Origin of the sequence: Nostoc cycadae WK-1 (genome assembly GCF_002897135.1) — a bacterium.
Classification (GTDB): domain Bacteria; phylum Cyanobacteriota; class Cyanobacteriia; order Cyanobacteriales; family Nostocaceae; genus Nostoc_B.
Window position 1 is genome coordinate 57695 of the sequence record NZ_DF978427.1, and the last position, 26135, is coordinate 83829.

17 protein-coding genes and 1 pseudogene are annotated in these 26135 nt (G+C 40.1%); 8 read left to right on the forward strand and 10 right to left on the reverse strand.

Annotated features, from left to right (window positions below; translation table 11 throughout):
* Window positions 1-136 precede the first annotated feature (136 nt).
* From NCWK1_RS11400 to NCWK1_RS11410, 3 genes are all read left to right on the forward strand, one after another.
* Window positions 137-3154, forward strand: a complete 3018-nt coding sequence (locus NCWK1_RS11400) for a UPF0182 family protein (RefSeq protein WP_103124800.1) — start codon at window positions 137-139, stop codon at window positions 3152-3154.
* A 174-nt stretch (window positions 3155-3328) separates the two neighbouring features.
* Window positions 3329-4309: a magnesium transporter CorA family protein gene (locus NCWK1_RS11405; RefSeq protein WP_103124801.1), complete on the forward strand. Its 981-nt coding sequence runs from the start codon at window positions 3329-3331 to the stop codon at window positions 4307-4309.
* 141 nt (window positions 4310-4450) lie between these two features.
* Window positions 4451-7279 carry a M16 family metallopeptidase gene (locus tag NCWK1_RS11410; RefSeq protein ID WP_103124802.1) on the forward strand — a complete coding sequence of 943 codons (2829 nt, stop codon included), beginning with the start codon at window positions 4451-4453 and terminating at the stop codon, window positions 7277-7279.
* Window positions 7280-7413: 134 nt separating this feature from the next.
* Here NCWK1_RS11410 and NCWK1_RS11415 read toward each other — a convergent pair whose 3' ends face one another.
* Window positions 7414-8175: a DUF6748 domain-containing protein gene (locus NCWK1_RS11415; RefSeq protein WP_103124803.1), complete on the reverse strand. Its 762-nt coding sequence runs from the start codon at window positions 8173-8175 to the stop codon at window positions 7414-7416.
* A gap of 359 nt (window positions 8176-8534) precedes the next feature.
* On the opposite strand from NCWK1_RS11415, the gene NCWK1_RS11420 reads away from it, so the two are divergent.
* Together NCWK1_RS11420 and NCWK1_RS11425 are read left to right on the forward strand one after the other, a co-directional pair.
* The gene (locus NCWK1_RS11420) at window positions 8535-9335 is read left to right on the forward strand and encodes an RMD1 family protein (RefSeq protein WP_096577986.1); all 801 of its coding nucleotides are present in this window, start codon (window positions 8535-8537) and stop codon (window positions 9333-9335) included.
* Between the two features lie 566 nt (window positions 9336-9901).
* Entirely contained in the window at window positions 9902-10894 is a 993-nt protein-coding gene (locus tag NCWK1_RS11425) for an SdiA-regulated/phytase-like domain-containing protein (RefSeq protein WP_146033977.1), read from the forward strand.
* Between the two features lie 225 nt (window positions 10895-11119).
* Here the strand turns inward: NCWK1_RS11425 and NCWK1_RS11430 are convergent, their stop codons facing one another.
* Window positions 11120-13531 carry a response regulator gene (locus tag NCWK1_RS11430; RefSeq protein ID WP_103124805.1) on the reverse strand — a complete coding sequence of 804 codons (2412 nt, stop codon included), beginning with the start codon at window positions 13529-13531 and terminating at the stop codon, window positions 11120-11122.
* Window positions 13532-13880: 349 nt separating this feature from the next.
* Here NCWK1_RS11430 and NCWK1_RS11435 point away from each other — a divergent pair, with 349 nt between their 5' ends.
* Complete coding sequence (locus tag NCWK1_RS11435) at window positions 13881-14255, forward strand: response regulator (protein ID WP_096584992.1); 375 nt, start codon at window positions 13881-13883, stop codon at window positions 14253-14255.
* A 9-nt stretch (window positions 14256-14264) separates the two neighbouring features.
* Here NCWK1_RS11435 and NCWK1_RS30595 read toward each other — a convergent pair.
* A pseudogene (locus tag NCWK1_RS30595) lies at window positions 14265-14590 on the reverse strand (hypothetical protein); the annotation flags it as partial.
* 225 nt (window positions 14591-14815) lie between these two features.
* Between NCWK1_RS30595 and NCWK1_RS11440 the strand changes: the two are divergent.
* Window positions 14816-17113 (forward strand): FAD/NAD(P)-binding protein, encoded by a 2298-nt coding sequence (locus NCWK1_RS11440; RefSeq protein ID WP_103124806.1) that lies wholly within the window; start codon window positions 14816-14818, stop codon window positions 17111-17113.
* A 27-nt stretch (window positions 17114-17140) separates the two neighbouring features.
* On the opposite strand, the gene NCWK1_RS11445 is transcribed toward NCWK1_RS11440, so the two are convergent.
* The 7 genes from NCWK1_RS11445 to NCWK1_RS11475 all read right to left on the reverse strand — a co-directional run bounded on the left by NCWK1_RS11445 (window position 17141) and on the right by NCWK1_RS11475 (window position 23574).
* Complete coding sequence (locus NCWK1_RS11445) at window positions 17141-18175, reverse strand: Mrp/NBP35 family ATP-binding protein (RefSeq protein WP_103124807.1); 1035 nt, start codon at window positions 18173-18175, stop codon at window positions 17141-17143.
* A gap of 111 nt (window positions 18176-18286) precedes the next feature.
* Window positions 18287-19219 (reverse strand): HEAT repeat domain-containing protein, encoded by a 933-nt coding sequence (locus NCWK1_RS11450; protein ID WP_103124808.1) that lies wholly within the window; start codon window positions 19217-19219, stop codon window positions 18287-18289.
* Window positions 19220-19239: 20 nt separating this feature from the next.
* Complete coding sequence (locus NCWK1_RS11455; RefSeq protein WP_012408944.1) at window positions 19240-19467, reverse strand: 4Fe-4S dicluster domain-containing protein; 228 nt, start codon at window positions 19465-19467, stop codon at window positions 19240-19242.
* 44 nt (window positions 19468-19511) lie between these two features.
* A complete protein-coding gene (locus tag NCWK1_RS11460; protein ID WP_103124809.1) occupies window positions 19512-19973 on the reverse strand; it encodes a GNAT family N-acetyltransferase in 462 nt (153 codons plus the stop codon).
* Window positions 19974-19988: 15 nt separating this feature from the next.
* Window positions 19989-20771, reverse strand: a complete 783-nt coding sequence (locus tag NCWK1_RS11465; protein WP_103124810.1) for a class I SAM-dependent methyltransferase — start codon at window positions 20769-20771, stop codon at window positions 19989-19991.
* Between the two features lie 12 nt (window positions 20772-20783).
* Window positions 20784-22493, reverse strand: coding sequence for a fumarate reductase/succinate dehydrogenase flavoprotein subunit (locus NCWK1_RS11470; RefSeq protein ID WP_103124811.1), 1710 nt, complete (start codon window positions 22491-22493; stop codon window positions 20784-20786).
* A 46-nt stretch (window positions 22494-22539) separates the two neighbouring features.
* Window positions 22540-23574, reverse strand: coding sequence for a sulfonate ABC transporter substrate-binding protein (locus NCWK1_RS11475; RefSeq protein ID WP_245894885.1), 1035 nt, complete (start codon window positions 23572-23574; stop codon window positions 22540-22542).
* Between the two features lie 671 nt (window positions 23575-24245).
* On the opposite strand from NCWK1_RS11475, the gene NCWK1_RS11480 reads away from it, so the two are divergent.
* Window positions 24246-26063, forward strand: a complete 1818-nt coding sequence (locus NCWK1_RS11480; protein ID WP_103124812.1) for a vanadium-dependent haloperoxidase — start codon at window positions 24246-24248, stop codon at window positions 26061-26063.
* Window positions 26064-26135 lie beyond the last annotated feature (72 nt).

Below are 26135 nucleotides of genomic sequence, written 5' to 3' on the forward strand. Positions count from 1 at the left end.
CCGAGGCGCAGAGTTTCCAGCATTTTGAGAATTTATCATCTCAGAGAGATGCGGAAATTTCCCCATTCTCAGATTATGGAAATATAGTTACGACTTATGACATACTTTCCTTGAGCAATAAATTGGCTGCCACAAAATGCTTTGGAAATGGTGCTTGAGACTGTTCATAATACTCCTAGGGCTGTGGCTGTTTTTGAATGTAGCCTCCCGTCTAGGAGCAGAAATTTTTTGGTTTCAAGAAGTTGGCTATCTGCAAGTATTCTTGTTAAGGGTAGTAACTAAGTTTAGTTTAGTATTATTTGTTGCAGCCATTAGTGCTATTTACTTATGGGGAAATTTAGAGTTAGCACAGCGGCTAAAATATCCCTCATCGTTGAAAATTGACCAAGTTAAGCGCGAAGAAGCTGGACTGAGTGCAGAGTTTAAAAACCTGCTGAGTCCGCAGTATGCAAAATATGATAACAGTCAGATAACTTATACAGGCGTATTACCTATCAAATTACGCTGGTTACTACCAATAGTTGTGGTATTCAGCTTGTTAATTGGATTAATGCTGACGCACTACAGTCAAATTGCTTTGGCTTATTGGCAGTCTTCTGTAAACCAGACTAGTTTACCTGTAATTTCCCTGTTCCGACTAGAGACAATTTGGCAATTAGGTAGGCAAATTACTACTCAGGTTTTGTATGTTGGCTTAGTGGTAGGAATTGCGATCGCTATTGTAATTTATCCTCGTTGGCTGTTAACGGCGATCGCTGGTGTATTTAGTGTCTTATTTGGATGGATAATTTACCACAACTGGTCAAAAATCCTCCAATATTTGCATCCGACTGCTTTTAACTACTCCGAGCCTTTATTTAATCGAGATATCAACTTCTATATCTTTTCCCTACCTGTTTGGGAACTGATAGAACTTTGGTTAATGGGTTTATTTTTATTTGGGTTCGTCGCCGTTAGCCTGACGTATCTGCTCTCCGCTGATAGTTTAAGTCAGGGAATTTTTCCTGGATTTTCATCGCCACAGCAACGTCATTTGTATGGGATGGGTGGCTTGTTAATGCTAGTCGTCGCCCTAAGTTATTGGCTGAGTCGTTACGAACTAGTTTATTCCCGACAAGGTGTGAGTTACGGAGCCAGCTACACCGATGTGCAAACAGAGTTACCAGCCTACACAGTGTTGTGTGTTTTAGCAGTGGCGATCGCATTTTACCTGTTGGGACGCACTGTTGTTTGGCGACCAAAATCTCTTTATCGTCACTGGGTAGTGTACGGGTTGGGGGTTTATCTGCTGGTAGCTGTCACTGCTGGGGTTATTGTCCCGACGGTGGTGCAGTATTTAGTCGTTCAGCCAAACGAATTACAGCGAGAAGAACCTTATATTAAACGAACTATTGCTTTAACTCGCCAAGCATTTGATTTAGAAGCTATTGACGCGAGAACCTTTAACCCCCAAGGAACCTTAACTGAAGCTGATCTGAGAGCCAATGACTTAACAATACGCAATATTCGTCTTTGGGATCAGCGTCCACTCTTAGAAACGAACCGCCAATTGCAACAAATTCGTCCTTACTATCGCTTTCCCGATGCTGATATTGATCGGTATACTCTAGAAACTGAAGCAATTTCGCAGCGGCCATCTGCTCCGGAAACACCAATAGTACCAACCAAAGAACCAACAGAATTAACAGAACGGCGACAAGTCTTAATTGCAGCGCGGGAATTAGACTATGGTGCTGTACCCCAACAAGCGCAGACATGGGTAAACCAACATCTCATTTATACGCATGGCTATGGATTTACCCTCAGTCCAGTGAATACAGTTGCACCGGGGGGACTACCAGAATATTTTGTCAAAGATATTGCTGGTAATGCTAATGGCGCTCTCACTACTTCTAGTAACGCTATTCGAGATAGCATTCCTATTGGTTTACCGCGAATTTATTACGGTGAAATTACTAACACTTATGTGATGACTGGCACTAGAGTTAGAGAATTAGATTATCCTAGTGGCAGCGATAACGCTTACAACATTTATGATGGTATAGGCGGCGTTTCGATTGGTAGTGTATGGCGACGCGGGTTATTTGCTATGTATTTAAAAGATTGGCAAATGCTCTTCACTCGCGACTTTTTGCCAGAGACAAAAGTATTATTTCGGCGGAATATCAATCAACGGATTCGGGCGATCGCACCTTTTCTCAAATTTGATAGTGACCCTTACTTAGTCGCAGCTGATCCTAGTATTGGTTACGGGTTTCCTGGGAAAGAAAATTATCTATATTGGATTGTTGATGCTTATACCACTAGCGATCGCTATCCTTATTCTGACCCGAATAATGAAGGCATTAACTATATCCGCAACTCCGTTAAAGTAGTCATTGATGCCTACAACGGTACTGTTAATTTTTACATTGCTGACTTCAGCGATCCCATAATTAGAACTTGGGCAAACATCTTTCCCAAGATGTTTAAACCTCTTAGTGCCATGCCAGCTACCATCCGTAATCATATCCGCTATCCTGCCGACTTTTTTCAAATTCAAGCGGAACGGTTGATTACTTATCACATGACTGACCCGCAAGTATTTTACAACCGCGAAGACCAATGGCAAATCCCTAACGAAATTTATGGTGATAAAGCGCGACCAGTCGAGGCGTATTATTTAATTACCAGCTTGCCTACTGTTCCTTTTGAAGAATTTATCTTACTTTTACCCTACACTCCCAGACAGCGGACAAATTTAGTTGCTTGGTTAGCGGCGCGATCAGATGGCGATAACTACGGTAAGTTACTTTTATATATCTTTCCTAAACAACGCCTCATCTACGGGACAGAACAAATTGAAGCACGCATTAACCAAGATCCAGTTATTTCTCAGCAAATTTCTTTATGGAATCGTCAAGGCTCAAGAGCAATTCAAGGAAATTTGTTAGTCATTCCCATCGAAGAATCATTATTATACGTCGAGCCAATATATTTAGAAGCCACTCAGAATAGTTTACCAACCTTAGTGCGGGTAGTTGTAGCTTATGAAAACCGCATTGTCATGGCGCAAACCCTAGAACAAGCATTGCAAGCAATTTTTCAACCAGAAGTCACGCCTGAACCTGCTATTGTGCGTCCCTTTGATGAGGGAACCTCGCCTAGTCAGTGATAAATCTCAATTTAATTCAATTGTTAAATATCTGCCATGCGCCATCAACGAATTCATGATATTTATGGAAAACATGAGTCGTTGTGATGCTCGCTTAAAGGCAAAATTCTGTTGCCGCTAGGAGAAATAGAATTGCTTTGTGAGTAATGATCACAACTGAATTAGGAACGCTATATGCTAACTCTGTTGACATTTTCTCAGAATCACCTAGAGTTATTCTCTAGTAAAGATGTTGAGCCGATACTAAAAAAGATTGATGGTTCTCAGAATATCTGGTTACGCTGTATTCATTTTCGCGATCGCACCGGAACCGCTAAAATTATTAACCACTTTCAACTTGATCCATCTCGCATCGACATGATTTTTAACCATTCCCTCACAGGAATTGATGAAGATATGGAAGATTGTCTATTTGATGGCTATGAAATTCTCACTCATCAACTCAAAAATCGAGAGTTTCAGGTAGCGCGAGGGAGTATTGTATTAGGTCGTAACTTTATTATTACTTTTGAAATTACAGAAATCAAAGTTTTAACTATATTACTCAATAACATCCAAAAGCAAAACATAGATATTCAAAGCTGGGGAGTAGATTATATTTTATATTTGATTTTTAAAGATATTTTAAATAATTATCATAGTGTATTTGATTATATTTCTAGACAACTTGATGATTTAGAAGACGAAGTTCTCGCCAATTCTGGTGATGAAACAACTTATCATAAAATTGCCGCCATGAGGCAATCTACTCGCTCTGGGCGGCGGAATTTTCAAAATCTCAAGTCACTTCTAGCAATGATGAATTATGAAGATTTTCAATGGATTACTCTGCCAGTTAAAACATTATTCAATCAAGAGTTAGTTTATCAAATTGATCATCTCTGGCAAGAATACCAAGCTTTACGAGCTTGGATGTCAGAATTAATGGAAATTCAACGGGATAACATTGCCAGCAAAACCAGTGAACGCATTAATAGGTTAACAATTCTTTCTACTGTATTTTTACCCATCACCTTCATTACTGGTTTTTATGGAATGAACTTTAAATATATGCCAGAGTTAGAGCAAGCTTGGGCATATCCAGTTGTAATTAGCGTGATATTACTAATTGTTTTGAGCAGTATTGCCTTTGCTAAACAACAACGTTGGTTGTAAGTATAATAAGCGATCGCCTAATTTTGCCCCTATTTCTCGTCTGTGCGACTGGATAAAGGAAAAATTGAGGTTTAAAGCAACTGACCCAATGATTCGCTAGAATCGCCTTTAAGAATTACAAATTCGCATTTTAATTTGCTTATGCAGCGACGCTCAAAGATGTTTTTAGCATTTTTACTTAGTTTTCTTCTGAGTTTTATACCTTTTTCGGGTAATGTGATCAATGCGGTGACACCAGTCGCCGTTGCGCCTGTCTCCGGACTATCCTTTACCCAAGGAGTTAAAAAAACGGTATTAGACAACGGTTTAACAGTGTTAACTAAAGAAGTCCATACTGCTCCGGTTGTGAGTGTGCAAGTATGGTACAAAGTTGGTTCACGCAACGAAGGTAAAGGGGAAAGTGGTATTTCTCACCAACTAGAACATTTGATGTTCAAAGGTACTAAAGAACGTCCAGTACAGTTTGGCCGTTTGTTTAGTGCTTTGGGTAGTCAGTTTAATGCTTTTACTAGTTACGACGAAACAGCTTATTTTGGCACAGTGCAACGAGATAAACTCCAAGCACTGCTAATTTTAGAAGCAGACCGGATGAAAAATGCTTTGATTGGCACTGAACAACTCACCAGTGAAAAGCGTGTTGTGATTTCTGAGTTGCAAGGGTATGAAAATTCACCAAGCTACCGTTTAAATCGGGCGGTGATGCAGGCGGCTTTTCCCAATCGGGCTTATGGTTTATCTGTAGGTGGCACAAAAGCAGATGTGGAAAAATTTACTGTAGAGCAGGTGCGGAATTATTACCAAACTTACTACAGTCCTGACAATGCGACTTTGGTAATTACAGGGGATTTTGCCACGGAACCTGTACTCAAGGCGGTGAAAGAAAGTTTTGGCAAGTTGGCGAAGAATCAAGAATCAAGAGTCAATGGTCAAGGGTCAAGGGTGAACCAGCGCGGTCTTGGGGGTTTCCCCCATGAGCGACTGGCGAACCCGGAAGGGGTCAATGGTCAAAAACCCAAACCTTCAACTCCCATAGTTTTAAAAGAACCGGGAAGTGCTGCACTTTTGCATGTTGTGTATCCTTTACCAGATATCAAGCATCCTGATGTACCTGCAATTGATGTGATGGATGCAATTCTCACCGGGGGACGCAGTTCTAGACTTTATCAAGCTTTGGTAGAATCTGGTCTGACTAGTTCTGTGGGTGGAAGTGCGGCAGAATTAATTGAACCGGGTTGGTATGAAATTGAGGCGACAGCCGCCCCTGGTCAAAAGCTAGAGAAAATTGCCCAAGTTCTGCAAACATCGCTATCAGAATTACAACAAAAGGGAGTGAGTGCAGAAGAGTTAAACCGAGCGAAGACGTTACTGCAAGCTTCGTTTGTCTTAGGTAATCAAGATATCAGCAGCCAAGCTAGTCAGTTGGGGTATAACCAAACTGTAGCGGGAGACTATAAATATATTGAACGCTATTTAGCGGCGATCGCCAAAGTTACACCAGAGGATGTGCAACGAGTAGCAAAAACTTACCTTGTTCCCGCTAAACAAACCATCGGCTTTTTTGAACCAACTCAACCAGATGGTCAAGCCGGAACTTCTAGTAGTGGTTCTGGTCGGACTGTGGAAAACTTTAGCCCTGGTCAACCTGTAGACCCAGCCGAACTGGCGAAATATTTACCTCCAGCTACTTCATCTACGGTCTCTAATCAACAACCTCTACCACAGCAGTTTTCTTTAGCCAATGGTTTGCGAGTCTTACTGTTACCTGACCGCAGTCTTCCCACCATTAACATTAGTGGTCAAATTGATGCGGGAACTGAGTTTGATGGTAATCAAAAAGCTGGACTCGCCATTCTCACCGCAGAAAACTTAATGAATGGAACCCAAACTAAAAATGCTTTGGCTTTAGCTCAAACTTTAGAAGATAGGGGAGCCAGTTTAGATTTTAGCGCCAGCCGCGAAGGTGTGAGCATTGGTGGTGAAGGACTTTCGGCAAACTTGCCCATCTTAATTCAAACTTTGGCAGATGTGTTGCAGAATGCTAATTTTCCCGCTGACCAATTAGAACTGAGTCGTCAACGGGCGTTAACGAGTTTGCAAGTACAGTTAGATGACCCCAGTACTTTAGCAAGGCGCGTATTCCAACAAGCAATTTACCCAGAAAATCATCCTTTTCACAGTTTTTCCACAGATACGAGTTTAAAGGCTATTACTCGTGATGATTTGTTGAGTTTTTATCGTCAACATTATCGTCCAGATACAACGACACTGGCTTTAGTGGGTGATTTTGACCCGGTGAAGGTCAAAGATTTGTTGAATCAGGCGTTTGCAAAATGGCAAGCTGAAGGTAAACCACCTGCGTTGAATTTACCCAAAGTCTCACTCCCAAAAACTTCCACCCGCTTGAATAAAGTGATTCCTGGTAAAGCTGAGGCTGTAACTTACATTGGCTACAACGGGATTTCTCGTAAAGACCCCCGTTTCTATGCTGCTTTGGTGTTGAATCAAATTTTAGGCGGTGATACTTTATCTAGCCGTTTGGGTACAGAAGTGCGCGATCGCCTCGGTTTGACTTATGGTATCTACAGTGGTTTTGCGGCTGGTATCAATCCTGGCCCATTCTTAATTGAAATGCAAACTGCGCCTACAGATGCCCAAAAAGCGATCGCTAGTACCCTCGCTTTACTCAAGCAGTTACGCGAACAAGGCATTACTGAAGCAGAATTAAATACTGCTAAACGTTCCATTGCTAACAGCTACCCAGTAGAATTAGCAAATCCCAGCGAAGTTGCCAGCATCATTTTAAATAATGCTGTTTTGGGTCTTTCTCCCGCCGAAATCCGCGAATTTCCGCGACGCATTCAAGCTGTAAATATGGCTCAAATTCAACAAGTTATCAAAGACTTAATTCAGCCAGAAAATGTAGTCATTGTCACGGCTGGGCCTGGCGATACTGCATCTAAGGAAAACTAGTCTGTGTATTGATTGACTGCTCTATGTCAATCAATACTTAGTTCTAAAATAAGCGACCAGTTAAAGTGCGATCGCTCCCAACATCGCTTGTCTATTTTGGTAATTATATATTATCTGAGCTAACCAACATTCCTTTACTTTGGGTTCACTCTCAGATACAGTTGCGTACCCACAAACTGAGTACCTCTCTTTGTGGGATCTACGTTTTCTACTACCTCCGTTCTACCTACAGCAATCAAACCTTTACCAAAAATTTCGCTTGTTGCTGCATCAAGTTGTTTTTGCGTTGCACCCGTTTGACTCAAATCGATTGACGAGACTTGAGAAATCTTCGGCTTATTCAAAATCAGTTGATTTGTGGAGAAACAAGGAGTAGTGATACAGCGAATACCATTGTCTTTTAATGCGACAAAAGTACCTTTTGCTGGGGTATTTGTAGCAGCTACAAAGGCTTCTTTTACTCTCAAATTCCCAAACTCACCAAATCCGGGCAATGTCACTGGAATGATATTTCCTCTGAGAAGCAGACGACTACTATCATCATTTTGAATTTTTACCATTTCTAATGGTGATACTTTTAGAGAACTCCAATCTATTGCAGACACATAGCATTCGTCACGAAAAACACCATCTAAGCAAGGAGTAGCTTTCAAGTTTACTTGCTTGATGAAATATCCACCGCATATTGGAGAAGCACATCTGCGTAAATCTCTTCGCACCGTGTAATATCCCCATTGAGGAAACTCTTGATTGGTGACAGTGACAGTAACAGAATCAGTAGTATCTAAAGTAGGAATATTTTGAGCCGATACTTTCCCGGAAAATCCGTTACTAACAATTAAAGTACCTAATAGAGGAATAATTGAGTATTTGTAGTTAAATAATTGTTTGTTCATGGTAACTTTTGATTTTATTTGACAGTTTGATACTTTGATTAAGAGTAGAGTTTCTCACAAAACCCAACAAAATATTTGTACACTCAGATATTAGCTAACAAGGTGGGTGGCAATATATGAATTTTTATACTACTGACAATAGGTTAAAAAAACTATACGGAAAACTTTAAAGGAATTTTAAGGACTCATTATTCTTGCCACAACTTAGAGACAAGGTAGCTACCACAATACCAGCGCATTTATTAGCAGTGTTGAAGAGGTTGATTGATCAACTGAGATTGTGGTAATCTCCACCAAGACCTGATCAATTGCGCCGCCAACACTAAAGATTAATAGGCAAAACATAGCATAGGGCAACAATGCAGAAATTCCTTTTTAGTAATACAGATAGCTTTAAAGCGCAAGCCCTATTTCTTGGCAAAAAGATTGATCTACAGAAATTAGAAAATTATGATTGCTTGGCAACTATGCCCATAATGGTGAAAGTAGGTGAGTGTGGTTGTGCTGTACTGCTGGGCTATGGTGTAGTTGTTCTGTTCAACCTTAATCCTGTAGAAAATACAACCTTCTTGAGCCAGCTATCTTCTCTAGTTCATGACTGTTTTAGCCAACCTGAGACAGAACAAGTGGAAGTTCATCTCAACATTGTGGAGAGTGAACGAGTCAAGGAAGGAAAAATTTTTCTGCGTGAATTGAGTGTAGAACGCTTGCAAATAGTGGCTGATGTTCTTGCAAAAAGTGTTGTGCTGTCTCATTATGAAACTAGCCTAGCGGCAGTATTCGATCAAATTGAACCGTTTGCTGCCAGTCTCCAGCGTGAAAACAGAAGTCGGCGGCAGAGTCGGGAATTACTGCGTCAACTAGGAACAACGTTGTTAGTTCAACATAAGATAGTAGGTCGTGTCGAGATTATCGATAAGCCAGAGTTACTCTGGGAATCTCCACAGTTAGAAAATTTATATCTGCGCTTAGAGGATGAATATGAAATCCGTGAGCGTCACAATGCTTTGGAACGCAAACTAGAGCTAATTTCCCAAACTGCACAAACGGTACTGGAGTTTATGCAGCATAGTAGTAGCCAACGAGTAGAGTGGTATGTAGTGATTTTGATTGTGGTGGAAATTTTGCTTTCACTATACGATATCATCTTCAAACGCTGAAAGCTTAATTAAATCGATCTTGTCGAGTAAATTGTGTGCGATCGCTATAGGAGTTATTTTCTCCAAAATCATCACGTTCAAACAAGTTCTTGCTCAGTTGCTATAAGTTTCTATCTGAAATTAATCTTTCACTTTAATATCTAAAAATCAAACAACCTTATATCAAAAGACATAGAAATAGGTATTGCTGGGGCTTAGATTAGTGAAATGCTATAAACGTCAAAACGACTAAATTTAACCAGAACTTTACCCAATTATCCTTTTGTGAAATATAAGCAATTGCTAAGATGTGTTGCACTCAATTTTTTAATGCTGCGTCATCTCATACCAAGTGTGCAATTGCACTCTGGCAATTTGCTATAAAAACTTAGATGCAGTAAGGCTTTCAGAACTGGGATCTATTTCATTATTTTCGTGAAATAGCATAGACAACTAAAGCATCAAAAATTGAATTGCTGCTTAATTTCAATCTTTAATTATTCTGAAAAAATTGTTCAACAATGAAATGTAAAACACCGTCTTCCTGGGGGATAACAAAGTTTTTTTTTGCTTGCGGCATCAGTGTATTGAGTGCGAAATTAGTAGCGGCCGCTGTGACGTACAATGTATGGCCTAGCAGCACAACTGTAGTTACTGCCGATGGCTCCAATCAATTTGGTGGTAATCTCAGTGGTTTATTCTACAATCCAGCCACGGGAACACAACAAGCAGTATTGTGGGGAGTGCAAAATTCACCATCAAAAGTTTATAACTTGGTTTGGAACGGCAGTAACTTCGTCAAAAATACGGCTAATGGTTGGAGTTCGGGAAAAACGTTGCGCTATCAGAATGGGACTGGTGCGCCGGATACAGAAGGAGTGACCAAAGCTGAGCTTACTTCAACGACTATCTATGTTTCAACTGAGCGAGATGGCAGTGGCTCAAACCGCTTCAGTGTACTGAGTTATGACATCAGCAGTAGTGCCACAACCCTCAATGCTACGAGGGAATGGAACTTAACTTCTAATTTGCCAACGGTTAGCTCCACTAACCTGGGCTTGGAAGCGATCGCGTGGGTGCCAGATAGTTATTTACAGGCTAATGGCTTCATTGATGAAAGTACCAATCAGCCCTATAACCCAGCCAATTATCCGCTACATGGTACAGGATTGTTTTTCGTGGGACTGGAAGCTAATGGGCAAATTTATGCCTATGCACTTAATTCTGATTCTACATACAGACGTATTGCTACTATCGCCAGCGGCAATACGCAGATAATGGATCTATCCTTCGACCGTGATAATGGGACTTTATGGGCATATTGCGATAACAATTGTCATAACCGTTCAACTTTATTGTCTATTGATACCACTGTGGGTTCGCCAACGAAAGGCAAATTCATCATTAACAAGGGTTACGAACGCCCAAGTTCAATGCCAAATATTAATAATGAAGGCATCGCTATTGCGCCCAATTCTGAATGTGCCAGCAATTTAAAACAGTTCTTCTGGGCGGATGATTCTGAAACTAATGGTCATGCGCTTCGTCGTGGGACAATTCCTTGTGGACGATTGTTTTAAATTATTTCGCAATTGCATTTTGGCAACTTGTAATTGGGGAATTCTGGTATGATTTGGGTTGAGTGTGGGAAGATAGTTGCGGATTACTATTACCCCATCTACTCGACCCCCAAACATCAAAGGCTCCGACTCCTCAAACGCCAGCATGACACCCCACCTTAGTAATTTGCCGAACTGGATATTACCTAGCAACAAAATAAAAATAGCGATCGCCGAAATTGTACTTTAATTCATTGCGGACAAAAATATCTGATCACGCCCGGCGGCTTTAGCTTGGTACAAAGCCGCATCAGCAGCACGATACAGCGTTTGCACATCATGGCCATCTTTGGGATACTCCGCCACTCCAGCACTGATGGTAACAGTAAAATTTTCTTGATTGCTAGTGGTAAATTCTAGGCAACGCAGAGAGTCTAACAAATGATTAAGTCGTTTCACTACCTGTTGTTGGGTAATACCATACAATCCAATGACAAATTCTTCTCCACCCCAACGCGCCACTACATCTTCCTGGCGGAATGATTGCTTTAAGAGTTTTCCCAATTGGCTTAAAACTTGATCTCCTGCATCGTGACCATATTGGTCATTAATATATTTAAAACGGTCTAAGTCTAAAACTGCAAAATAAAATGGTTGATTTTGACGTTCTGCAAGATGCAACAATCGAGTTAGTTCTTGGGCGGATTTCCGTCGATTAGTAATTCCCGTTAAAGCGTCAATCTCTGCAAATTTGCGAATAATTTGGCTGCGTTCTAAACGACAAAGAACGCGCGCCAGCAATTCTGGTTCGACAATGGGTTTAGTAACATAATCATCAGCACCAGCCGCAAACACCCTCTGCACTATCTGAGTGTCTCTATGCGCTGATAAAAATAATATAGGTAAATTGCTCCAATGCGGATCATTTCTGACAACTTGACACAAATCGATGCCACTAAAGTTAGGCATTTCCAAATCTAAAATCAGCATATCGGGAATAAATTCTTCTAAGGTATCCCAGAAATTTTGCGGATCATCTAACAGAGTTAGGGTAAATCCCCAAGGCTGTAAAATTGTATGTAGAATATCGAGTATTTGCGGGTCATCATCTACAATCAACAATTTGGCTGATGATGTATTGGATTGTTGCAGAATAGTAGCGATCGCTTCCATAATCTCTGATGGAAAAACAGGCTTTTGTAAAAAGCCTTTACCGCCCATCCTTGCTACCTTTACCCGTTCTGTAAAACTATCTTGAGATGTAAATACTAATACAGGTATGGGAGGATGTAGGGCTGTGAGTTCTGCGAGTAATGTAAAGCCATCTTCAGGAGATTGGGGAAAGCATAAATCTAACAATACGACATCTGGTCGAGAGTGAGCGATCGCTAACCTAGCCGCAGAGATACTCTCAGCTACTACAGTTTCAATTCCAGCAATAGTTGCTTCTGCTGCTACTTGTTGCGCTAATTCCAGATCATCATCAACGATTAACAGGCGATATTCTTGGTTGAGATAAGTAGCTTGAACATCTGACTGTGGCGCAATTAATGTCGGATTTTGCTCTAATATTTTTTGTAACTCCAGCAGCAGCATTTGTATTTGTTCTGCTTGGTTTTGACCGAGTGTTTCGGTTGATTTTAAAATTGTTTCTATGTTTTGACACAAGCAAGTCGCATTATCAAAGCCAAAAGTCCCTAAAGAACCGGCTAAAGTATGGGCTTGTTGTTGTGCTTGTTGTCGTAAATCTTCAGTTAACCTATTTTCTAGTAAGTATTTAACAGCTTGCTTGATAATCGCCAGGCGATCGCTATATTTATCTTGATAACGCTCCCACACTCCAGCAAGTTGGGACTTGATGCGCTGTTCTATGGCAGAATCAGTTGTGGGTAATAGGCGATCGTCACTTTCCTCATCAGCTTTTATGCTATGTATCGGCTTTTCTGTCCCCATAATTTTTGGCTGGACATTACCAACTTCTAACTCCTTGGTATTGAGGCGATAACCAAATCCATAAACTGTTTCAATCAAATCAGCTTTTGCTCCTGCCTTTCTCAGTTTAGAACGCAAACTTTTAATGTGCGCTCTCACAGTATTTTCTGAAGGAATTTCATTCAAAGACCATAAATGATCTAGCAGGGAGCTTTGGCTGAATATGCGCTGACTATTGCGTAATAACAGTTCTAGCAGAGCATATTCCTTAGCAGTCAGGGGCAGAATTTTTCCCTGATAACTGATTTGACCGCATCTAGGGTCAAGAAGCAAAGCCCCAAATTGAATTATCGGTGTTGTGCTAATCATACCTCGACGCAACAAAGCCCGGATTCTTGCCAATAATTCCTCTAAATTAAATGGCTCAAGTACATAATCATCTGCTCCAGCATCTAAGCCAGTAATTGTTTTAGCAATATTATCTTTCTCTGTTAGTAATAAAATTGGTATACAACAACCTTGATTACGTAGCTGTTGGCAAATACTTATACCGTCAATTATCGACAGGCTCACATCCAGCACAATTAAATCGTAGGCAGTGGCTAAAACCTGTTCTAAACCTTTTTTACCATCAGTAGCTACCTCCACCAAATAATATTTCTCTGAAAGTGCTACCCTCAGTATTTCAATGATATTTGTATCATCTTCTACTATTAGAATTTTCACAATCAATTTGTGGTGAATTTAAACTTTTAACTTTTATTAATTGATGGCTAATTACTCAGATCAACAGAATATATATTCATTCAAGGTACTGGGCTTTCAATTACATTTTTTAATTTTTTACAAGTTATTACCAACCAGCAACTAACCTGTTATATACAATATATAATCTAAGTTTTAACACTTATATTATATGGCAAAAATTAAACAATATATTTTATGGTAAGTTTCTGAATATCAAGTTTTTCATTGGTCAATAATTACTTTCTTGCCACAATAACTCTCGTTCTTCAAAAAAGTACTAATTATTCTGGTACAGAACTTTATTTATATAATGCAAGATAAACTAAAAATGACAAAACGAATTCTAGTTATTGATGATGAAGATAGCGTGCTGGAAATTGTGCAAATCTCTCTAGAGTCAGCCGCAAATTGGGATGTAATCACAGCATCTTCGGGTAGCGCAGGTATAGAACTTGCTGTATCTAAGCAACCGGATGCGATTATACTAGATTTGGTGATGCCAGAAATGGATGGACTGACCATATTTAAAAAACTCCAAGATAATATTGCAACTAGCCATATTCCTACTGTTTTACTAACAGCAAAAGTCCACATTAGCGAACAAGCAGAATTTCGTAACTTGGGAGTAGCCGGAGTCATCATCAAACCATTTATGCCTTTAGATTTAGTCGATAACATTTGCAAAATTCTCAACTGGACGTAGATAGAGCGTTAACTTTTTTATCTCCCCAGGTAATGTAGTTAAAAAATGATGCAATCCTGAATGCTGATCTAAGCCTATAATTTTCGCTATTTTTGGTAATGTTTCCTGTTGTAATTCAGATACGCATTCTAGATGTCCATACGGTTCAGTTAAGAAAGTTGTTGTGTGGAGGTAAGGGAACAGGAAAAGAAAAAATCAGCGGATCTGAACTGTATTGTCCTATATGCAAGTACTTGAAAGCCTCGAAACTCCGCGCCATCTGAAAACAGCTTTCTGTATCACTGGCAATATTCGTCTAAAAATTGAACTGTTGATATGGCTTGATGATGCTCTATGTAATAGTTTTGGCTTTTTTTGATTATTATTCTCTCATGGTAGTGATACAAGAGAGTTAATTTAAATACGGTTTTCCCATTGATTAGATGTATTTTATATATTAAAGCAGGTATTATGAGAATTTAAATGACATCAAGTCTGACTTCTGCTGGCTGGGGGAGAAAAAATTTATTCCTAGTAAAAAGACTTGACAAATTAGCTGTAATAATTGAACCGAGACTGCTATGAAGCCTAATTCTTTCACTACTCATACTCCAGCCACAATAGCTATTGTTGGTGGAGGCTTTAGTGGTTCTCTAGTTGCTACGCACCTATTAAAAACTGCCAGCCAACCCCTAATTATCAAGCTGATTGAGCGCAGTTCTCAAATTGGAAAAGGCATTGCCTACAGCACAGATACCAACTGTCATTTGCTGAATGTTTCAGCAGGTAACATGAGTGCATTTGCTCATGATGGGGGACATCTGTTGCGCTGGCTTCAACATAATCAAAATGAGTTAGCATCATTTTTTGCACAAGAAGTTAATGCTAGTAGCTTCATCCCGCGTAAAGTCTACGGTTTATATATTCAGTCGATTTTGGCAGAAGCAGAAGCTACAGCACCTAGCGATGTGCAACTAGAACGCTTGACTGATGAAGTAGTCGGAATAGAACCAAAAGACAAAGGTGCGATTATTTCTTTGCGTAGTGGTCGCTGTTTTACGGCAGATAAAGTGGTTTTGGCATTAGGAAACTCGCCTTTTACACTGCCAACAGATAATTCAGATAATAAAAATCAAAGTTATCGGCGAAATGCTTGGTCAACCGATGCACTAGCAGACCTTGAGCCTGATGCGGCTGTGTTGCTTGTGGGTACAGGGTTGACAATGGTAGATATGGTTTTATCTCTGCACGATCGCCAGCATCAAGGTAAAATTTATGCTGTGTCTCGTCGAGGTTTATTTCCGCAAAAACATCAAGCATCTCAACCTTATTCCCACCGATTGACTCCCGAAAGCTCACCAAAAACAGTACGCGGTTGGTTACATTGGCTACGAAATGAGGTAGAAAATGCCGCATCTCAAGGTTATGATTGGCGAGCAGTGATTGATTCACTACGTCCCATTACTCAACAAATTTGGCAAAAATTACCGACCTTAGAACAGCAACGTTTTTTGCGACATTTGACACCCTATTGGGATGTACATCGTCACCGCATTGCTCAAAGAGTAGCAGATGTGATGAGAGAAATGCTGGATTCTGGTCAACTGATCATTTCTCCAGGAAGGATTCAGGAATATCAACCGTTACCAAATGGGGTAGCTGTAACTATATCTGGGCGCAAAACCCAGACAAATACTGTCTTACACGTCAAGCGGGTAGTGAATTGTACAGGGGTAGCCGCAGATTATCGCCACTCGCCTCATCCTTTGATTGACAATTTGCGATCGCAAAGATTAATTCGCCCTAATAGTATCGGTTTAGGCTTAGATACAAATACCCAAGGTGCTTTATATACAGCAGATGATCAAGTTTCCACCTTGCTTTATACCTTGGGAACTCCACGCAAGGGGGACTTATGGGAAACCATCGCAGTTCCCGAATTACGAATACAGGCACAGCAATTATCCCAGACGTTATTACAGTCATTACCAGTGCGTGTGCGTGCGATTCCTGTGATGTCTTGGTTGCATAGCGAGAGCCGCGAGCGCAATTCAGCAATATCCCACTCAACTTTACTATTTCGCCAATTCTTTGACCCAGAAAGCAGTAGCTATACTTACCTCATTGCAGATCAGCAAACAGGAGATGCGGTTTTAGTTGATCCTGTATTAGAGCAAGTTGACCGCGATTTGCAATCACTAGACGAACTGGGATTAAAACTCCGCTACTGTCTAGAAACTCATCTTCATGCAGATCACATCACAGGTGCAGGTAAACTCAGAGAAAAAACAGGTTGTCAGGTGATTGTTCCCCTAAATCCAGCTGTGACAAAAGCCGATCGCTCCCTGGTTGGTGGTGAAAATATCGAGGTGGGAGCAGTTATTGTTGAAGCAATTTTTACACCAGGCCACACCGCCAGCCATATCGCATATTTAGTCAACAAAACCCATCTTTTAAGCGGCGATGCCTTATTGATTCGTGGTTGTGGACGTACAGATTTTCAAGAAGGTGATCCGGGAACTCTATATGATGTGGTCACACAAAAGTTATTCACCTTGCCAGATGATACCTTAGTCTATCCGGCTCACGACTACAAAGGACGTACAGTTTCCACCATTGGCGAAGAAAAACGCCTCAATCCCAGATTTAGCGATCGCAGCCGCAGTCAATTCATTACTATCATGAATAATCTCAAATTGAGTTATCCCCAAAAGATGAATGCTGCACTCCCTGCAAATGAATATTGTGGTGATTTTATTCCTCAAGAAAGCTTAGATTTAGCTACAAGTCCGGTTACAGATGCAGAACTCAAACAAATAGAACTTACAGTTATGACTAATACAGAAATCTACAATGATTACTTTGCTATGTATATCTAGTGTGTAAATATTTGCCAATCAACCTATTCACAATTGATTCAACTGATCGATTGTACTGAAAGTTGTGTGAAGTGCGATCGCAATTTGTCTAAAAACCTCCCTGGCTGGAGAAGTTTGTTCACTAGTTGCGATCGGATTTCCGGTATCACCACCGCTACAAATGCGCTGATCTATTGGGATTTGTCCCAACAGTGGTGCTTGTAATTCCGTTGCGAGTTGTTCACCGCCACCACTCCCAAAAATATATGTGTGTGAACCACAATCACCACAGATTAAATAACTCATATTTTCTACGATACCCAGCACCGGAACACCCACTTGGCGAAACATATATATATTACGGCGAACATCTGCGATCGCAACTTGTTGCGGAGTCGTCACCAAAATAACGCCACAAATTGGACTTTCTTGGATAATCGTAATTTGAGCATCACCTGTACCTGGTGGTAAATCTATTAATAAATAATCTAATTCGCCCCATTTCACATCATTGATAAATTGGGTAATAATTTTATGCAGTACAGGCCCCCGCCAAGCCAAAGGACGATTTTTTTCTGCAAGTAAACCCACTGACATCAATTTAATTCCTTGCACTTCTAGAGGTAAAAACTTATTACCTGTAGGAGTATTAATCACTTCAATATCAGCTTGTCCTAAACCCAACATTTGCGGCAAATTAGGCCCATAAACATCCGCATCTATTAGCCCAACCTTTGCACCTTGTAAGCTTAAAGCTGCGGCTATATTTACGGCTGTTGTTGATTTACCTACACCACCTTTCCCACTAGAAATTCCCAGAGTTATTTTTACGCCAGAAATTGTACAAATTTGAATATAAACCTTTTTACACCAAGATAAAGATGATAACTTAGATTCAACTTTTAACTTTAATTGCTGCTGATGAGAACCAATATATAAACGCAAGTAAACGTAGTCATCAACTATGCGAAGATTTCGCACCATTCCCAAACTAACAATGTCTTTTTTTAAATTAGGTTCAATGACCTGTTTAAGTAATTCAACAACTTGCTGCTGATAAAAATTAACTTCTGATTGCCCCACTATTGCTAACTCTCTTAAAAAATTTCATTCAACAGTAGCAAATTAACTCTAAAAACTCTGCGTTCCTCAGTGCTTACTTAGCGTTACTCTGCGTTAAAAAGCGATATTTATTTATATTCTTTGAATCACTCGTTGTGCTTGAATCGCCACCTCCTTATCAGGATCATCTAAAGCTTGTTGCAGAGGATTAATAACATCAGGATGAGCTAAATTACCAAGAGCAATTACAGCTTCTTTCCGCACATCTGCATATTCATCAGTTAATGCTTGAATTAATTGTGGCATAACTTGTAAATCTGGAATTTTTTGCAACGCTTGTGCGGCTGCTTTCCTGACTTGCCAATGTTCATCACTTAAAGCACTTTCTAATGCAAAAATTGCTTGATGATTTGCATGAATAGCTAGAGATTTAGCTACATTACGACGCACTTGCCAGTCACTATCATTAGTTAGTGCTTGACTCAGCTTAGTAATTACTTCTGTATCTTGTAAATGTCCTAAAGTTAACGCAGCAGCACGACGCACAACTGCTGATTCATCAAAAATTGAATTCAAAGCTTGCGGGCATTTTTCTAGTTGATTGAGATATCGCAACGTAGTAATTGCTGCTTCTCTTAATTCAGGATTATTTGATTGTAAAAATGGTAATATATACGGTAAAGATTGAATATCATGGATTTTCCGCAACAGCACTAAAATACTTAGTTGCGTGTTTATATCATGACTTTGCAGCTTATCTAGTAATAGTAATAAATCATCTTGAGTCACTAACTCATTTAAAGCTGATGCTGCTTCAGTGCGAATATCTGTATCGGCAGAACTGAGACATTCAATTAAAGCAGGAACCGCCACGGAATTGGCAATTTTCCAAAGTGCAGATATGGCTATTTTTTGCACAGTAATATGTTCATCTTGTAAGGCAATGATGAGTGCGTCTACTGTTTCATCATCGCCCAGATGCTGTAAGGTTTTAACTGCTACTAGACGGTCATTTACATTAGGCGATCGCAGCATTTCTAGCCAAGGTTGTATATCATCACTCATAATTTAAAATACTCTAATATTTAACGTAATAAAAAAGGAATTTGCACAGTAATAGCATTGGTTGGACATTCTTTTTCACAGGGTAGACAAAACCAACATTCGTCATACTTCATATATGCTTTCCCTGTTTCTGGATTTTTTGCCAACACATCTAAAGGACAAACCTCTATACAGGCTGTGCATTTCTCTAAACATTTCGATTCATCAACAATCACAGGCACATCTATTCTTTGATTGATTAAAGCCATAAAACTACTCCCTGATTTTGTAATTTAAACATTAAATATTATTACTAAACCAATTGTTTATAAAAAACGAATGATTGTTTGATATTGGTATAGCCAAGTTTTTTATAAAATAAGTGTGCTTCTTTGCGTTTAATATTAGAACGTAACATAACGCCATCACATTGTTTCATAGCAGCCCATTGTTCGATTTGCTGCATTAAATAACGTCCAATTCCATGATGACGATAATCTTTATCTACCACTATTCCTAAAAGAATTGCCTGAGTTGGCATAATTAGTAAATCACAAATATGAGCGTGCGCCCAACCAATCACATAGTCATTTGCTAAAGTCGTAACATAAATAACATGGTCATAATTATTTTTAACTTTATCAAGGCGTTGCTCTACTTGTTGGCTTGTTAGAGAATATCCAAGTTGTTCGCCAAGAATAGCAATTTGTTCTGCATCTTTAATCTCAGCTTTTTTAATTTTTATTTGTTGACCCAAAGCAACTTTATTTGCCATAAATTTTAACTATGATTATTGATCAGGCGTTGCACAAATAAAACGATAACCTATATCAACCTCTTTCACTTTGTAAATCTCATCATATTTTTTATTCCATTCTCCACGACTTAAATCTGCTGCAAGTACATTTACTCCTTGTTCTACTAAATTTTGATTTGCTAACGCAAAAGATGAGATTCCCGCCCGGACTTCTGGTTGAAGATATAATTCTGGTCGTCTCCAGGCTGCTGCTGCAAATAAATCAGATAAGTCGTGAGATAGCAAAAAAGGTATGGCTTCAACACGCCTTTTAGTCTGACTTTGAATTAAATCAATCTGTTCGTTAAGTGGTAAAAATTGTAAAGCATCCTCCCATAAGAATGGAAAATAATCATAAAGCCATATTTTTTGAGCTAATCTAATATCAAAAGTTAGTAAAACTATTGTTCCATCTCTAATAACTCTGTGCATTTCTTGAAATGCTTTTTCGAGATGAGAAAAGTGATGAATAGCTAAAATACTAACAACACCATCAACAGAGTTATCTGGTAAAGCTAAATTTTCTGCATAGCCAGTAAACCATTCCACGTGTTGATGTACGACTGCTTGTTTTCGCATCACTACAGAAGGTTCAACAGCATAAACAAAAAATCCTTGGTTAGCTAAGGCTAGGCTGTAACCTCCAGTACCAGCACCAATATCAGCGATAACGCTACCTTTTGGTAATTTGAGTAAATCAATTAATTTATTGACAATGCGGATATCAGGAACGCGAGTTTTTGAATATTTTTGACCAATTGTATTATAGATAGACATTATTTGCATTCTTTAGCTTACAGCTACATTGTATGATTCTTTAACTGTATCTACTTCGACAATGTAAGGATCTACAGGACGTTTAAACAATATCATTTGTCCTAATTCATCTTTCTTTAAATTGACATGACAGAACCACTCATCATCATTTTTTTCGGGATAATCTAAGCGGTAATGATAAAGACCCCAACGGCTTTCTTGACGATATAATGATGCTCTGGCTGCCATTTCTGCACAGTCTCGAATAAAATGCACTTCTAAAGAACGCATTAATTCATGGGGGTCACGCGCACCCATCAAATCTAATGTTTGTTGATATTGAATAAAATGTTTCAAACCAATCTCAATTTTGTTACCTGATTTTGGTGGTTGGAGATAATCATTAACTAAGCGTCTGAGTTTATATTCTACTTGGGTATGTGGTATGCCATTCGGTCGAGTTAATGGGGCATAAATTCGGGTTTTTTCTGCTTCTAAAAATTCTGCATCTGGTTCGATAAAATCTAAATCTTGGATGTATTCAACGGCATGAGTTCCAGCTATACGACCGAAAACAAATGCGCCAATCATATAGTTATGGGGAACGCTGGCCATGTCTCCGGCTGCATATAAACCAGGAACTGTTGTTTGCGCGTTTTCGTTAACCCACACACCAGAAGCACTATGACCGCTACATAAGCCGATTTCGGAGATGTGCATCTCTACGCCGTGAGTGCGGTAATCTTCATTTCTGCCTTCATGAAAGCGTTCTCTACTTGGTCTTTCATTCGCCCAAAGTATGGCTTCAATTTCGGCAATTGTATCTTCATCAAGATGGGTCATTTTCAGTTGGACTGGCCCTTTCCCTGAGTTTAATTCTTTCCAGATTTCCAACATCATTTGACCACTCCAATAGTCACAACTAATGAAGCGATTTCCTTCGGCGTTGGCTGTATGTGCGCCAAAAGGCCCAGCTACATAAGCACAGGCAGGGCCGTTGTAATCTTTGATTAAGGGATTAATTTGAAAACATTCAATGTTGCTGAGTTCTGCACCTGCATGATAAGCCATTGAATAGCCATCCCCGGCATTGGTAGGATTTTCGTAAGTGCCGTAGAGATAGCCAGAAGCAGGTAATCCTAATCTGCCGCAAGCACCTGTACAAAGGATAACGGCTTTGGCTTGAATAACTATATAATCGCCGTTTCTGACATCAAATCCCACTGCACCAATAGCACGTCCGGCTTTGACTAATACACGTGTCGCCATGACGCGGTTTGTAACTTTAACTTTGTGGCGTTTAACTTGACGAGTGAGAATGGTTTTAAGGTCTTTACCTTCTGGCATGGGTAGGACATATTTACCCACGCGATGCACTTGTTTTAAGTCATATTTGCCTTGGGTATCTTTTTGAAATTTCACACCCCAACTTTCTAATTCTTGAATGACTTCATAACCTAATTTGCCGGTTTGATAGACGGCTTTTTGGTTGAGAATGCCATCGTTAGCTAGGGTGATTTCGCGGACGTATTGTTCTGGTGTAGAATGGCCGGGAATGACTGCGGTGTTTACGCCATCCATCCCCATTGCGATCGCACCACTGCGTCGGATGTTAGCCTTTTCTAATATCAGCACCTCTGCATCAGGATTTGCTTGCTTTGCTTTAATACCCGCCATTGTTCCAGCAGTACCACCACCAATAACAAGCACATCTGTTTTGATTCGTTGAGTATTAATATCCATAAGTTGGGAGTGAAGAATAAGGAATGGAAATTACAATTACTAGCCTCTAACCTTTCCAAACGATTTCGCTAATATTGACAGATTTCGGGATCAGCTTGATTTTGTAAAAAGTATCGGCAATTTGCTGTTGTCCGCGAATTACTTCGTCTGTTAGCGGTAGTACATTGTAGTCCCGTCGTTTTTCTGCAACTTCTAGAACTCCAGCATCAATACCAAGTTCTGGTGAGAGAAATTTTGCAACTTCTGTGGGATTATTTTTTGCCCAGTCACTTCTTTTTTTGACTTGTTCCAGCACTGTTTTCAAAGCATCAGGATACTTGTCAACAAAAGATTTCGCCGCCAAATAATAACCACGATTAGGTGCTAACCCAGTTGCATCTGTCAAAGTCCGTGCGCCTGTAGCAGCTTGCGCCGCAGCTAAGTAAGGATCCCAAATTGCCCAAGCATCTACATTATTACCTTCAAAAGCCGCACGCGTATCAGGAGGTTGCAGAAAAGCTGGTTTGATATCGTTATAATTTACTCCTCCCTTTTCTAAGGCTTTTACTAATAAGTAGTTAGTATTTGAACCTTTAGCAACAGCAACTCGTTTACCTTTGAGATCTGCAAGGCTTTGAATAGATGAATTTTTTGGTACAAGAATTGCTTCTGCTTTGGGACTCCAAGGATCGTAAGCAACATAAACCAAGGGATTACCTGCCGCTTGGGCAAAGATTGGTGGGGATTCACCTGTGTAGCCAAAATCAATACTCCCAGCGTTCATTGCTTCTAACATTGGGGGGCCAGAAGGAAATTCCGCCCATGTCACCGAAGCACCACTAGCTGCAAAGGCTTTTTCCAAATCTTGTTGTGCTTTCATCGCACTGAGAATAGTTGCGGCTTTTTGATAGCCAATGCGAACCACCACACCTTGATTTGTCGCGGTTTGATTTCCTGTTGGTGTTGCGGTAGAGTTACTGGCATTGTTAGTAGAACACGCAGATATCACCAGCGTTAACATTAACCCGCAAGCAAAGAATAAGGCAAATGTATTAATTCTCCATGCTTCATAATTCTGAAGAAAGCTGCTGACAATCTTCATAAGTCGATTTGATAAATGCTTGAGCAACATCGGTAACATTCAGGCTATAAGTATAATCAATACTACGATAAATCGAGCAATTTACCGTTATTTTGATAGAATATTCACACAGATCAGCAGCAAACGCAAGCTCCAAGAAATTATGTTTACTACTGAAACACTGAATATGACCTAAAATTTGTCCGAATATACAAGCATTTAGGACTTATCCGTCAACACCCGGTCTCCTTTGTGCGTAAGTCCTGAGAAACTAGTGTCTGGTGGAAATTAACTTAGACACAGGTAGTATTTTCGACATTCTCTACAAAAGCTAAATTGTCGCAAAACTCTGACAGAATCTAGTTTCCGCGTTTTATTTAGACAATCATATTGCTTTTCTAGCTGATTTGTGGGAAATTCTAATTTGATCACTAAATCCGGTAAGTCGATAGATTTTTAGTAGTTTAGTGATTGTATATATAAAAAACGGTAGGCAGAGAAATTCAGCCTGAATACTGGTACATAGATTTTTTCTATATCAGGGACAGGAAATAGGAAACTCTCTACACCTCCAAACAGAACTTCTTTAACGCATCATGTTGCCGATGATGCGCCATAAGTGAGCAATGTTTACAGGAAATTACCTGTAGCGCTAAATCATATTGACTTTTTTTAATTGAGGAGCAAATTTGATGCAATTTGAATCTGAGTCAACAAATCAAGCTCAAAACGAAAACCAAAATTCTTCAACTCGCCGTTCATTGATAAAACGCTTCAGCAGACGTTCATTTATCAACCGCACCACTATGTTAACGGCAACTGGTGTGGTTGCTGGTCTGATGGGTTCCACGTTTTCGTCTTTCAAAAAAGAAGGTGTTGTTCAAGCTAGAGAACGAGATATTGTTGGGCGGTTCAACTACAACAAGTTTGTTGAAAAAGCCTACCGAGTCAGGCTGGAAGCTGCAAGACTAGAACGGAGTTTTCCCATTCCACCACATCCAACTAACGGTGATGAAGAGAGGTATGCCAACAAAATTGGCAGCGACTCTAGAGGTTTGCCTCACAACCAACGAGGTGAAGTCAATCTAAACGCTTACAACTCTTTGATTAGCGCACTAACTAGCCAAGACCCCAATCAGTATGAAAAGATTATTTTGGGTGGCACAAGAAAACTCGTTAACCCTCAAGGGCCGCTGGCAATCAGCCTTGAAGGTATTAATGCTGCTCAGATAGCAGTACCATCACCACCAGCTTTAGCTAGTGCTGCACGCGCAGATGAAGCAGTGGAATTATACTGGCAAGCTTTACTGCGTGATGTGCCTTTTTCTCAATTTCAAAATAATACAGATGACTCCAAAGTTTTGGCAGCTGTTGAAGAGTTGAACAGACTTTCGGCTTTTTACGGGCCAAAAATCAATGGTCGTGTCACCCCACAAACTTTGTTTCGCGGTAGTGTCAGCTATGTCGATCGCTCTGACCGTTCTGGGAGAACCGCAAAACACGTAACGCCTCCAGGGATATTAAACGGCCCTTACATTTCCCAATTTTTATTGCGGAATATTCCTTGGGGAACCCAGTATATTTTGGCAGTAATTCGGACTGCGCTCCCTGGTAATGATTTTCTCACCAATTTTAACGAATGGCTGACTGTCCAGAATGGGGGCAATTCTGGCCGAGCGATTAATTATGATCCCAAACGCCGTTATGTATCTACTGTGCGTGATTTGGGAGAGTTTGCCCATATTGGTGGCGCTTTGTATTACGGAGCTTCTTTACTACTCAGTTCCCCAGTTAGTTTGAGTGACCCACTGATTGATGGTGGAATTGGCGCACCGTTGAATCCGGGTAATCCCTATGTTAATTCTCGGACTCAAATAGGTTCCAATGCCACATTTGCAGTTGGGCATTTGCAAGCCCTGTTAAACTTGGGGACATCACGGGCAATCCGAGCCTCATATTGGCAGAAGTATTACGTACACCGCATTTTGCGACCAGAGGCATACGGTGGACTAGTTTATAACAACATTGTCAATAGCACTCAATATCCGATTCATCCTGAGATATTGAATTCCCAAGCTTTGGCAAGAACTTACAGTAACTTTGGTACTTATTTGCTACCGCAAGCTTATCCAGAAGCAGCACCGTTACATTCCTCATATACAGGTGGTGCGGCAGCGATCGCAGGTGTTAATGTGACATTATTAAAAGCTTTCTTTGATGAAAATCATGTTATTCCTAACCCAGTAGTACCCGATCCCAACGACCCAACACAGTTAATTCCCTACACTGGTGAACCATTAACAGTGGGTGGTGAGTTGAACAAGCTGGCAACAAATTATGCCATTGGTCGAGGTCACGGCGGTATTCACTGGCGGACTGACGGTGCAGCTGGTTTAGCTTTAGGTGAAGAAGTGGCTATTAGCCTCTTGAGAGATGAAAGATTGGGTTATAACGAAGATTTTCAAGGCTTTACCTTTACTAAATTTGACGGTACAAGAGTTACTGTTTAACTTGATTGGTAGTAAGAAATAAATGCGATCGCTGCTAAATAAGCGATCGCATTTATTATATCTAGAAAAAAA